Source organism: Antarctobacter sp. (assembly GCF_034670325.1).
Classification (GTDB): domain Bacteria; phylum Pseudomonadota; class Alphaproteobacteria; order Rhodobacterales; family Rhodobacteraceae; genus Antarctobacter.
In genome coordinates this window covers 798,879-811,539 of record NZ_JAXMNR010000001.1, presented here as the reverse complement: position 1 = coordinate 811,539, position 12,661 = coordinate 798,879, and the positions used below count along the sequence as shown (strand labels likewise).

9 protein-coding genes are annotated in these 12,661 nt (G+C 64.0%); 8 read left to right on the top strand and 1 reads right to left on the bottom strand.

The window, feature by feature from the left end:
• Nucleotides 1–2 precede the first annotated feature (2 nt).
• The 8 genes from tsaE to hslU all read left to right on the top strand — a co-directional run bounded on the left by tsaE (nt 3) and on the right by hslU (nt 10,787).
• Entirely contained in the window at nt 3–476 is a 474-nt protein-coding gene (gene tsaE, locus VOI21_RS03910) for a tRNA (adenosine(37)-N6)-threonylcarbamoyltransferase complex ATPase subunit type 1 TsaE (RefSeq protein ID WP_323767887.1), read from the top strand.
• Nucleotides 473–1,435, top strand: coding sequence for an aminoglycoside phosphotransferase family protein (locus tag VOI21_RS03905; protein WP_323767885.1), 963 nt, complete (start codon nt 473–475; stop codon nt 1,433–1,435). Before tsaE ends, VOI21_RS03905 begins: the two co-directional genes overlap by 4 nt.
• Nucleotides 1,420–2,088, top strand: coding sequence for a nucleotidyltransferase family protein (locus VOI21_RS03900; RefSeq protein ID WP_323767883.1), 669 nt, complete (start codon nt 1,420–1,422; stop codon nt 2,086–2,088). The genes VOI21_RS03905 and VOI21_RS03900 overlap by 16 nt, the downstream gene beginning before the upstream one ends.
• Nucleotides 2,081–5,011 carry a double-strand break repair protein AddB gene (gene addB / locus VOI21_RS03895; RefSeq protein WP_323767881.1) on the top strand — a complete coding sequence of 977 codons (2,931 nt, stop codon included), beginning with the start codon at nt 2,081–2,083 and terminating at the stop codon, nt 5,009–5,011. The genes VOI21_RS03900 and addB overlap by 8 nt, the downstream gene beginning before the upstream one ends.
• Entirely contained in the window at nt 5,008–8,391 is a 3,384-nt protein-coding gene (gene addA, locus VOI21_RS03890; protein WP_323767879.1) for a double-strand break repair helicase AddA, read from the top strand. Before addB ends, addA begins: the two co-directional genes overlap by 4 nt.
• Before the next feature lie 66 nt (nt 8,392–8,457).
• Nucleotides 8,458–8,778 carry a thioredoxin gene (gene trxA / locus VOI21_RS03885; protein ID WP_323767877.1) on the top strand — a complete coding sequence of 107 codons (321 nt, stop codon included), beginning with the start codon at nt 8,458–8,460 and terminating at the stop codon, nt 8,776–8,778.
• 99 nt (nt 8,779–8,877) lie between these two features.
• Nucleotides 8,878–9,432, top strand: coding sequence for an ATP-dependent protease subunit HslV (gene hslV, locus VOI21_RS03880; RefSeq protein WP_323767875.1), 555 nt, complete (start codon nt 8,878–8,880; stop codon nt 9,430–9,432).
• Between the two features lie 47 nt (nt 9,433–9,479).
• On the top strand, nt 9,480–10,787 hold the full coding sequence (hslU, locus tag VOI21_RS03875; protein WP_323767873.1) for an ATP-dependent protease ATPase subunit HslU: 1,308 nt from the start codon (nt 9,480–9,482) through the stop codon (nt 10,785–10,787).
• Nucleotides 10,788–11,061: 274 nt separating this feature from the next.
• Here the strand turns inward: hslU and VOI21_RS03870 are convergent, their stop codons facing one another.
• Nucleotides 11,062–12,615, bottom strand: a complete 1,554-nt coding sequence (locus tag VOI21_RS03870; RefSeq protein WP_323767871.1) for an ABC transporter substrate-binding protein — start codon at nt 12,613–12,615, stop codon at nt 11,062–11,064.
• Between the last annotated feature and the right edge of the window lie 46 nt (nt 12,616–12,661).

Here is a 12,661-nt window from a genome sequence, read left to right as displayed (position 1 = left end):
CCATGACGCCCCATCACGCCGCCTTGACCCTACCTTCACCGGAGGCGACCTGCGCCTTTGCCCAACGCATCGGTGCGGCGTTGCGGCCCGGCGATGTGCTTTTGCTTTCTGGCCAGATCGGCGCGGGAAAGACCCATTTCGCGCGCTGCCTGATCCAGTCCTTGCTAGAGGTGCCAGAGGATGTGCCCTCTCCCACCTTCACTCTTGTTCAGACTTATGACACCACCGCCGGAGAGTTGTGGCACGCCGATCTTTACCGGCTGACCGGCCCGGATGAGAGCGTGGAACTGGGCCTGACAGAGGCGTTCGAGACCGCCATCTGCCTTGTCGAATGGCCCGACCGCCTGCAAGAACTCGCGCCCAAGGACGCCTTGCGACTCAGCTTTGCGGCGGCAACAGAGGAAGACACTCGCCATGTGACGCTCGACTGGGAAACTCCGCGCTGGGATGCGGTTATCGCGGAGCAGATGGCTTGATCGATTTTCTTGAAACCAGCGGCTGGGGTGATGCGCGGCAGGAACCGCTGGCCGGGGATGCCTCGGCCCGACGCTATACCCGGCTGTTTCGCGGCGTCGAGACCGCGATCCTGATGCAGGACCCCGAAGGCGACGTGGCGCTTTTTGCGCGTCTTGCGCGGCATCTGACCGGGCTGGGTCTCAGCGCGCCCCGCATTATCGCCGAAGATGTTGCCAAGGGCTTGCTGCTGATCGAGGATCTCGGCGATGGTTTGCTGGCCCGTCTTGCGCAGGACGCACCGACCGAGCAGCGCCTTTACCTGCTCGCCACCGACGCACTGATCGCGTTGCACCGCGCCCCGCCACCGCCCGACCTGCCGCTGGCGACGCCCGACCGGCTGGCCGCGATGGTGGACCTTGCCTTTCAACACTACACTCACGCTCCGGACGCTTTGCCACAAGCGGTGGCGGCGTTTGCCCCGCTGTTGCAGACGCACGCAATGCCCGCCGACGTCATGGTGCTGCGCGACTATCACGCCGAAAATATCCTGTTTCTGCCACAGCGCGAGGGTGTCGCCCGTGCCGGATTGCTCGATTTTCAGGATGCGCTGCAAGGGCATCGCGCCTATGACTTTGTCTCACTGATCGAGGATGCCCGCCGCGATGTGTCACCCCGGACCGCCCGCGCCTGTATCGCGCATTACCTGACCGCCACCGGACTGCCCGAGGAGGCCTTTCACGCCTCGCTTGCCGTGCTTGGCGCCCAGCGCAATCTGCGTATCCTTGGCGTCTTTGCCCGCCTTGCGTCCACGCGTGGCAAACCGCATTACATCGATCTGATCCCGCGGGTCTGGGGCCACCTTCAGGCCGATCTTGCCCATCCGGTTCTGGCCTCCGTGAAACCAATTCTGGACGCGGCCCTGCCCACGCCCGACACAGCCCATCTGGAAAGACTGAAAGCCCGATGCCCAACGCCGTAATGCTGTTTGCCGCCGGATTCGGCACCCGGATGGGGGCGCTGACCGCCGACACGCCGAAACCGCTGATCAAGGTGGCGGGAAAGCCGCTGCTGGATCACGCTCTGTCCCTAACAGAGGGCATCGCCACCCGTGTCGTCAACGCGCATTACCTTGCAGACCAGATAACGGCGCATCTCAAAGGCCGCGACGTGCATGTCTCTGTCGAGCAACCAGAGATCCTCGACACCGGGGGCGGCCTGCGGTTTGCATTGCCGACTCTTGGCACACAACCTGTGTACACATTGAACACGGATGCCATCTGGAACGGCCCAAACGCACTGGGCCTGCTGCGCGAGGCGTGGGACCCGGGCCGCATGGACGCACTGCTGATGTGTGTGCCCCTGTCCCGCGCGGTTGGGCGAAAAACCGGAGGCGACTTTGCTTTGCAGTCGGACGGGCGGCTGACCCGCAAGGGGGACCTCGTCTATACCGGCGCGCAGATCATCAAAACGGACGGGCTGGCCGACATCGACGAAGCTGCCTTTTCCCTCAACAAACTCTGGAATGCTCAGGCAGAGGCGGGACGCCTTTTCGGCGTCACCTACCCCGGCCACTGGTGCGACGTTGGCCATCCAGAGGGCATCAGACTGGCCGAGGATATGCTGAATGTTTGACACCCCCGGCCCCCGCCTCTTTGGCCTGCCCTGCGGCGCGGATTTCGCAACCGAACTGGTTGCCGGTCTGCGCGCCCGGATGAAAGACACCCCGCCAGAGGCGCTCGCGGAGGTGGAAATCTACGTCAACTCGGACCGCATGGCACGGCGGCTGCGCACCGTGTACGACGCCGGTCCCGCCTGCCTGCTGCCGCGCATCCGGCTGGTCACTGATCTGGCCGATCCGCTGACCCGCGCGGCCCTGCCCGCGTCCATTCCACCGCTGCGGCGACGGTTGGAACTGACCGGCCTCGTATCCGAACTGCTGGACCGCGCGCCCGACCTTGCGCCGCGCGCGGCGCTGTTCGATCTGGCCGACAGTCTCGCCACCTTGATGGAGGAAATGCAGGGCGAAAACGTGTCGCCAGAGGTTATCGAAAATCTCGACGTGTCCGACCAGTCCGGCCATTGGCAGCGCGCGCTGACCTTCCTTCAGATCGTCCAACGCTATTTCGAGGCCGACAGCGCCCCGGACCCGCAAAGCTATGCGCGCCGCGCGATGGAAATGCGGCTGCTGCAATGGCAGGACAAACCACCGCAGCACCCCGTTCTGGTCGCCGGGTCCACCGGATCGCGCGGCACCACCGCGAGTTTCATGGCCGCTGTCGCGCGGCTGCCGCAAGGCGCGGTGATCCTGCCCGGATTTGATGCCGACACACCGGACGCCGTCTGGGGGCAATTGGACGACTCGCTGACTGGCGAGGACCATCCGCAGTTTCGCTTTGCCAAATTGATGCAGGCGCTGGATCTGTCTCCGCGCGATATTCGTTCATGGACCGATACACCGCCCCCCAGCGTCGCGCGCAACCGCGTGCTGTCGCTGGCCCTGCGCCCCGCGCCAGTCACCCACCAATGGCTGTCCGAGGGGCCGTCCCTGCCGTCGCTGCCTGACGCCATGCAGGACGTCACGCTGGTCGAGGCCGCAAGTCAACGGGATGAGGCGCTGGCCATCGCCCTGCGCCTGCGGCAGGCGGTCGAGGACGGACAGCGCGCTGCGGTCATCACCCCCGACCGGATGCTGACCCGCCGCGTGACCTCGGCGCTGGACCGTTGGAACATCTTGCCGGATGACAGCGGTGGCACGCCCGCACAACTGACCCCGCCGGGGCGGTTGCTGCGCCATGTGGCGGAATTGTTCGTCAAGCCGCTGACCGCCGAGATGCTGCTGACCCTGCTCAAACATCCCCTGACCCACAGCGGGGCGGACCGTGGCCCGCACCTGCTGAACACCCGCGATCTGGAACTGTATATCCGCCGCAACGGGATGCCCTATCCGCAGCCCGAGCCACTGGTCACTTGGGGGGAAACGCGGTCGCGCGGCGACTGGGCCACATGGGTTGGACAACAGTTCTGCGGCCACGACCATACCGGCAAGCGCGCTCTTTCGGACTGGATCGCCACGCTGGTTGCGCTGACCGAATCCATTTGCGCGGGTCCGGGGGGCAAAGGGTCTGGCGGGCTCTGGAAAGAGGCGGCAGGCCGCAAGCTGCAGAGCGTCATCGCGACCCTGACGCGAGAGGCCGAACACGGCGCCGACATGAGCGCCCGTGATTTTGCCGACCTGCTGGGCGCAATGTTGTCGCGCGAAGAAGTGCGCGACCGTGACGCCCCGCACCCGAACATCCTGATCTGGGGCACACTAGAGGCGCGTGTCATGGACGCCGACCTTGTGATTCTCGCCAGCCTTAACGAAGGCAGCTGGCCTGAACTGCCCGGTGCCGACCCGTGGTTAAACCGTCAGATGCGCGCCAAGGCCGGGCTACTTTTGCCCGAACGGCGCATAGGCCTGTCCGCACACGACTTTCAACAGGCCGCTGGCGCGCCCGAGGTCTGGATGACCCGATCCATGAAATCTGATGATGCGGAAACCGTGCCGTCGCGCTGGCTTAACCGGTTGATGAACCTGATGCGTGGCCTGCCAGATCGGGACGGCAAGAGCGCTATCGAACAGATGCAGGACCGGGGCAAATACTGGCTGTCGCTGGCCCGCGCGTCAGAGACCCCGATCACAGAGCAGCCCGCGCCACGCCCCTCCCCGGCCCCGCCAGCAGAGGCGCGGCCCAAACAACTGTCGGTGACAGAGATCAAGCGGCTGGTGCGCGATCCCTTTGCAATCTACGCCAAGCGCGTTTTGCGCCTGAGACCGTTGGACCCGCTCATGCAGGCCCCCGACGCGCTGATGCGTGGCATTCTCACGCACAAAGTGCTGGAGGAGTTTGTAAAGGCCACGCAAGACGAACCGCTTAACCTGACGCCGGATCAGTTGCTAACCCTTGCCGCGCAAATCATTGGCGACCCCGAACAGGTCCCATTCCCCACTGTGCGCGCGCTTTGGCAGGCGCGAATGGCCCGCATTGCGCCGTGGTTCGTCGAAACCGAGGTCAACCGGCAGGCCCATGCCACGCCCAGCCAGTATGAGATCAAGGGGCAAGCCACGATCCCGGCGCTGGGGTTCACTCTTACCGCAACCGCCGACCGGATCGACATCGACGGGCGCGGCGGCGCGCATATCTATGACTACAAAACCGGCGCGGCCCCCACGGCCAAGGAACAGCGCAGTTTCGACAAACAGTTGCTGCTGGAGGCGGCGATGCTGGACGACGGCGGCTTTGCCCCGCTGGAACCGCCGCATGTGGAACGCGCGGTGTTCATCTCGCTCCAGCCCAGCAACCCAAAAGAGGTGTTGGCCCCACTAGAGGACGCCCCCCCGGAACAGGTCTGGGCAGAGTTCGTCTCGCTGATCACCACTTACTACGATCCAACCACCGGCTTTACCGCCCGACGCGCCCTGCAAAAGGACAACGATGCAGGCGATTACGATCACCTCGCGCGGTTTGGCGAATGGGATGTCACCGACGCCCCGGTCAAGGAGACCCTGACATGATGCGCGATGAGGCGACACAGCGGCAGGTGGATGCCGCCGCCCCTTGGCATTCGACATGGTTGGCCGCCAATGCCGGATCGGGCAAGACCCGCGTGCTGACCGACCGGGTGGCGCGGCTGTTGCTGGACGGGGTCGATCCCTCGCACATCCTGTGCTTGACCTACACCAAGGCCGCAGCAACAGAGATGCAGAACCGCCTGTTCAAGCGGCTGGGCGCTTGGGCCATGCTGGACGAGGACGGGTTGCGTGCAGATTTGGAGCGGCTTGGGGTCGAAACGGATCTGTCCGGCGACTACCTGCGAGAGGCCCGCACCCTATTCGCCCGCGCGATCGAGACACCGGGCGGGCTGCGCATTCAAACGATCCATTCGTTCTGCGCCTCGCTCCTGCGGCGCTTTCCGCTAGAAGCCCGCGTCACGCCGCAGTTCCAAGAGATGGAGGATCGTGCGGCAGAGTTGTTGCGCGCCGAGGTGCTAGACCGCCTCGCCGAAGGACCGCAGGCGCATTTGTTGCGGGACATCGCGCCCTTTATCTCGGGCGATGACGTTGAAAAGCTGACGGCGCAGCTGTGCCGCCGCCGCGATACGTTTCAACCACCGTTGAGCGCGTCTGAGATTCGGCTGGCCTATGGATTGGCTCCGGATGACAGCGAGGAAAATCTGCTTGAGTCCGTCTTTCTTGGCTCCGAACTGGCGCTGTTTAAGGCACTGATCCCCTACCTGAGCGAAGGCGGAAAGACAGACGGCACTCTAGCCGATCAGCTGGCCACCATTGGCGCGCCCGACGCCGATGGGCTGAACGTCCTGCAATCCGCGCTGCTGACGCAGGCAGGCACCATCCGCAAGACGCTTGGCACCAAGAAACCCCGCGCCAACGAGCCTGATCTGTTTGAGGCGCTGGATCAACTGGCTAGGCGAGTCGAGGACGCCTGCATCACGCAGATGGCCCTTGCGGCCGCCCGGCGCGACGCCGTCCTGCACGCCTTTGCCGGGCATTTCCTGCGCGACTACGAGGCCGAAAAGATGCGGCGCGGCTGGCTGGATTTCGACGATCTGATCACCCGCGCGCGCGATCTGCTGAGCGATCCGGGTGTCGCGGAATGGGTGCTCTACCGGCTGGACGGTGGCATTGACCACATCCTGGTGGATGAGGCGCAGGATACCTCGCCGGTGCAATGGCAGGTGATTGAACGGTTGGCGCAGGAATTTACCGCTGGTGAGGGCGCCCGCGCCGATGTGCGGCGCACCATCTTTGTCGTCGGGGACAAAAAACAGTCGATCTATTCGTTTCAGGGTGCCGATCCGTCCGAATTCGACCGGATGCGCGATGATTTCGCGGATCGTCTGCAACGGACTGACGCGCCGCTGGTGTCCATGGGGCTAGAGTATAGTTTCAGGTCCGCCGAGCCGATCCTGCGGCTGGTCGACAACACCTTTGACGGTGCGCAGGCCTCTGGTTTCGTGCCCAACCAACTGCATCGCGCCTTCAAGGACGCCATGCCGGGACGCGTCGATCTGTGGCCGCTGGTCGACAAGGTCGGGGACGAAGAGGACGGCGCGTGGCATGAACCCGTCGACCGTCCAAGTGCCACCCACCACACGGTTATTCTGGCGCAGCGCATCGCGCGGTTCATCCGCCAGACCATCGACGCCAAGACACCCCTGCCCGAAGAGATTGGCCATTCCGGCACCTACCGCGCGCGGCCCGTCCATGCGGGTGATGTGCTGATCCTCGTGCAAAAGCGGGGCCGCCTGTTCAAGGAGATCATCCGCGCCTGCAAACAGGAACGCCTGCCCATCGCGGGCGCGGATGTGCTCAAGGTCATGGCCGAACTGGCGGTGCGCGACATCATCGCGCTGCTCAGCTTTCTGTCGACGCCCGAGGACGACCTGTCGCTGGCCACCGTGCTACGGTCTCCCCTTTTTGGGCTGAGCGAGCAGGCGCTGTTCGACCTCGCAGCCCGCCGGGAACGCAAATACCTTTGGGAGGAACTGCGCACCCGGCGCAACACCTTCCCCGATGTTCTGCGCGTGCTGGATGATCTGCGCGGGCAGACCGACTTTCTGCGCCCTTACGACCTGATCGACCGCATCCTGACCCGCCACAACGGTCGCCGCCTGCTGATCGGGCGGCTAGGTCCAGAGGCCGAGGATGGCATCAACGCGCTGCTGCAACAGGCGCTGGCCTATGAGCAAAGCGCCGTTCCTTCTTTGACCGGGTTTCTGGAATGGGCGCAGTCGGACAATCTGCGGATCAAACGCGCGCCTGACAGCGCCGGTGAAACGTTGCGCGTCATGACGGTGCATGGCTCCAAAGGGCTGGAGGCACCCATCGTGATCCTGCCGGACTGCGCAGAGCCGGACAACCGACTGCGCGACGACCTGTTCACCGATGAGCACGGGCCACTGTGGAAAGGCACTGCCGACGCCCAGCCACCGCGCCAGCAGGCGGTGATCGACGCGGCCAAGGAAAAGGCCGCGCAGGAAAAGGACCGGCTGTTGTACGTCGCCATGACGCGGGCCGAGAAATGGCTGATCGTCGGGGCGGCGGGCGATCTGGGGAAATCCGGTGAGGCTTGGTACGATAAGGTGTCGCGCGGCATGGACCGTTCCGGCCCGGAGCGTCAGGTCTTTGACTTTGGTGATCTGGGCGCGGGTGAGGGCCAGCGACTTGGCCTTGCGGACTGGTCTCACCTGCCGTTTGAGGACGTGACCCGCACCGCGCCACCCGAAACCGAGATGCCCGCGCATCTGCTGGACCCGGCCCCAACCCCGACGGAGCCGATCAAACCGCGCACCCCTTCGGACCTTGGCGGGGCAAAGGCGCTGCCGGGGGCTGCGGGCGACACAGAAGAGATCGCCAAGGCGCGCGGCACCGCCCTGCACCTGCTGCTGGAAAACCTCGCACCTCTGCCAGCCGACATGCGCACGGACGCCGCCGAGGCGCTGGGCCAGCAGATCGAGGACGATCCGGATCTTGCTATAGTCGCCAGTCAAAAGGCGCAGATCCTCGATGAGGCTCTGGCCGTCCTGTCCGCCCCGAATCTGACCCATGTCTTTGCTCCGGGTGCGCTGGCAGAGGTGCCCGTCACCGCCGACCTGCCCGGCCTTGGCCGTATCCACGGCGTGATCGACAGGCTGATCGTCACGCCAGAGACCGTCACCGCCATCGACTTCAAATCCAACCGCACCGTTCCCGATGACCCCGCCCGCGTGCCCGACGGATTGCTGCGCCAAATGGGGGCCTATGCCGCCGCGCTGGCGCAGGTCTACCCGGATCGGCGCATTGAAACCGCGCTGGTCTGGACGGCAAATGCCCACTACATGCCGCTGCCACACGAAGCTGTGACACAAGCTCTCGCGCAGGCAGGCACACCTTGACGGCGCGGACCACGCTCCATACCTTCTCGATCCTGTCAGCTTGCCCCAACCCCTAGGAGAATCCCCATGGCCACCGTCGCCGTCACCGATGCCACCTTCGACGCCGAAGTGAAGAATTCCGACATTCCCGTTGTCGTCGACTTCTGGGCCGAATGGTGCGGTCCCTGCAAGCAGATCGGCCCCGCGCTGGAAGAGCTTGCCAAGGAAATGGAAGGCAAGATCAAGATCGCCAAGGTCGATGTTGACCAGAATCCGAACACCGCTGCCGCCATGGGTGTGCGCGGTATTCCGGCGCTGTTTGTTTTCAAGGACGGTCAGGCCGTGTCCAACCTTGCCGGTGCCCGCCCCAAGGCCGCACTGCAAAGCTGGATCGAAGAGTCGATCTGAACCGGATAACCGGTTGATGTTTCAGGGGCGCCTTCGGGCGCCCTTGTCGTTTTGGCCCATGTGGCCCATATCGGCGGTCAGAAGAGAAGGATCAGTCATATGAGCGACGACAGCTTTCCCGGATGGCACGGCACCACGATCATCGGCGTCCGCAAGGGCGGTCAGGTGGTTATCGCGGGCGATGGTCAGGTCAGCCTTGGCCAGACCGTGATCAAGGGCACCGCGCGCAAGGTGCGCCGCCTGTCGCCGGGCGGGCATGACGTGCTCTGCGGCTTTGCCGGATCGACTGCCGATGCCTTTACCCTGCTGGAACGGCTTGAGAAAAAGCTGGAGGCCGCGCCGGGTCAATTGCAGCGCGCCAGCGTTGAGCTGGCCAAGGACTGGCGCACCGACAAGTACCTGCAAAAGCTGGAGGCAATGCTGATCGTCACCGACGGGCAGGACCTGTATGTCATCACCGGCGCGGGCGACGTTCTGGAACCCGAACATGACGTGGCAGCCATCGGATCGGGCGGGAACTTTGCGCTCGCCGCTGCGCGCGCGATGATGGATACGGACAAATCCGCCGAAGAGGTGGCGCGCTCTGCTATGGCGATCGCCGCCGACATCTGCGTCTACACCAACGGCAACCTGACCGTCGAAACGCTGGGCTGAGACGAATTTTCGTCGAAAATTCGCCCCCACCAACGCACAGGATTCCCATGACTGACCTGACCCCCCGCGAAATCGTCTCGGAACTCGACCGGTTCATCATTGGCCAGCAAGAGGCCAAGCGCGCCGTGGCCGTCGCGTTGCGCAACCGCTGGCGGCGCAAGCAACTGTCGGATGACCTGCGCGATGAGGTGTATCCCAAGAATATCCTGATGATCGGACCCACCGGCGTCGGCAAGACAGAGATCAGCCGCCGTCTGGCGAAACTGGCCCGCGCGCCCTTTATCAAAGTCGAGGCGACGAAGTTCACCGAGGTCGGCTATGTGGGCCGCGACGTGGAACAGATCATCCGCGATCTGGTGGATTCCGCCATCGCCCAGACGCGCGAGCAGATGCGCGAAGACGTCAAGGCGCGCGCCCATCAGGCCGCCGAGGATCGGGTGATCGAGGCCATCGCCGGAAAGGACGCCCGCGAAGGCACCCGCGATATGTTCCGCCGCAAGCTGAAAAGCGGTGAGTTGGACGACACGATGATCGATCTGGACGTGGCCGAAACGGCCTCTCCCTTCCCGACCATGGAGATCCCCGGCCAGCCCGGGGCCAACATGGGGATGATGAACCTTGGTGATATCTTTGGCAAAGCCTTTGGCGGGCGGACCACGCGCAAGCGTCTGACCGTGGCGGAAAGCTATGAAATCCTGATCCAGGAAGAGGCCGACAAGCTGCTGGATGATGAGCAGGTCAAGGCGGCGGCGCTGGAATCGGTCGAGCAGAACGGCATCGTCTTTCTGGACGAGATCGACAAGGTAGCGGCCCGGCAAGAGGCGCGCGGCGGCGACGTCAGCCGCGAAGGTGTGCAGCGCGACCTGCTGCCGCTGATCGAGGGCACGACCGTCAGCACCAAGCATGGACCGGTCAAGACGGATCATATCCTGTTCATTGCCTCGGGCGCGTTCCACATCGCCAAGCCGTCTGACCTGCTGCCGGAATTGCAGGGGCGTCTGCCGATCCGGGTGACGCTGCGGGCGCTGACCGAAGAGGATTTCGTGCGCATCCTGACCGAGACGGACAACGCTCTGACCCGGCAGTATACGGCGTTGATGGCGACCGAAGAGGTCACCGTGACCTTCACCGATGAGGGCATCGCGGCGCTGGCGAAGATCGCCGCCGAGGTGAACACCAGCATCGAGAATATCGGCGCGCGGCGGCTGTATACGGTGATGGAACGGGTGTTCGAGGAGCTGAGCTTTACCGCCCCCGACCAGCCCGGTCAGGAGGTCACGGTGGATGCCGATTTTGTCGAGGCGCATCTGGGCGAATTGACCCGCTCCACCGACCTGAGCCGCTACGTTTTGTGATGGCTCTGACCGGGTGTCCACGCGTGGGCAGGGTTTGGGCTATGTAGAATCAATGGGTTACAGAGACGGTTTTACCTTTCGGTAACAAACTGAGGCTTGACCCGATGCCTTGGACCCGTCCCGGGCACGGAGGTTTTCGAGGCCGTCACCCCTTGGCCAGCAGCACGCGTAGGGTGGGTTTTCAACCCACCACTCGGAACAAAAAAACGCCCCGCAAAACCTGCGGGGCGTTCGTTGTTTCAGACGTTCCGGGCCAGGCCCGGGACGGATGGCCTTAGGCCATCCACCACCGTTCGGCCATGCGGGCGTTGTCCATCTGCCAGAGGTTGCCGACCGTGTCCGGGTTGGCGACCTTGTTGCTGACGGCCTGCACGTAGTTGGCGAACATCGGCAGCACCACGCCACCGTCGTCTTTCAGGATCAGTTGCATTTCGCCGTACATCTCGCGGCGCTTGTCCGGGTCGAGCTCGGCGCGGGCGATGACCAGCAGTTCCTGGAAGCGGGCGCTGTCGTTGCTGTCCCACTGGGTATCGTTCCACGGCACGCCTTCTTCGTAGGCGGTGGCGAACATCCAGTCCTCTGTCGCGCGACCCGACCAGTAGCAGGCGCAGAACGGCTTTTTCAGCCAGACATTCGACCAGTAGCCATCCGCCGGTTCCTGCACGAGGTTGATGTTGATGCCCGCACCCTTGGCCGAAGCCTGATACAGTTGGGCTGCGTCAACCGCGCCTTCAAAGGCGGCATTCGAGGCCGACAGGTCGATGTCCAGCGAGGTCATTCCGGCCTCTTTGAGGTAGAATTTCGCCTTGTCCGGATCGTAGGAGGTCTGCTCCATATCGGCGGCAAAATACTGGTTTGCGGGGCCGATGGGGGTGTCGTTGCCGACGCGACCGTGGCCCAGCAGGATCTTGTTGACCATCTCTTCGCGGTTGATGGCGAATTTCAGCGCGCGGCGCACGTTGACGTCATCAAAGGGCGCCACGTTGGTCAGCATCGGGAAGGTGTACTGCTGGTTGCCCGTCACCTCTTGAATGCGGACCATCGGGTTGGCCTTGAGCAGCGCCTCTGTCTTGAAGTCGATCCGGTTGATGGCATCGACCTGACCGGTCAGCAGCGCGTTCATCCGGGCGGTGTTGTCGTTGACCGCGATGTATTCGACCGAATCGAAATAGCCTGCGTTGTCGCCTTTGTAGTGGCTGTCGACACGGGTCGCGACCATGCGCACGCCCGGTTCAAAGCTTTCGACCTGATAGAGGCCGGTGCCGATGCCCTTGGCGATGGCCTCTTCGATCTGGCCCGCCGGGTACATCAGCAGGTGATAGTCCGACAACAGATAGGGGAAGTCGGCGTTGCCCGCCGCCAGAGTGAACTGCACCTGATGGTCGGTGATCTTCTTCATTTCGGTGATGGCTTCGACAATCGGCTTGGCCGCCGATTTCGCGCCGTCAGCCACGTGCAACTGCAACGAGGCGATCACGTCATCCGCGCCAAACGCCTTGCCATTGTGGAATGTCACGCCCTGACGCAGGTCAAAAGTCCAGGTCTTGGCGTCTGCCGAGGCCTCCCAGGATGTCGCCAGTTCGCCGACCAGCGAGCCGTCCGCCTTCACCTCTGTCAGGCTGTCAAACACGGTGCCCTGCGCGCTGGCGATCATGAAGAGGTCGGAGTGGGTCCGACCATCCCAGCTGTCGCTGGTGTTGGCACCGGACAGGGCGGCGCGCAGGCGGCCGCCCGGCTTGGCCTGTGCGCGCAGCGGCAGGCCGGAAGCGGCAAGCACACCTGCTGCGGCGCCGGTGGTCAAAAGTCCACGTCTGCTGATTCTGGTCATTTTCGTCTCCCTTGGTCATCGCCTGCCGGGGTTCATGCCCTGGCAG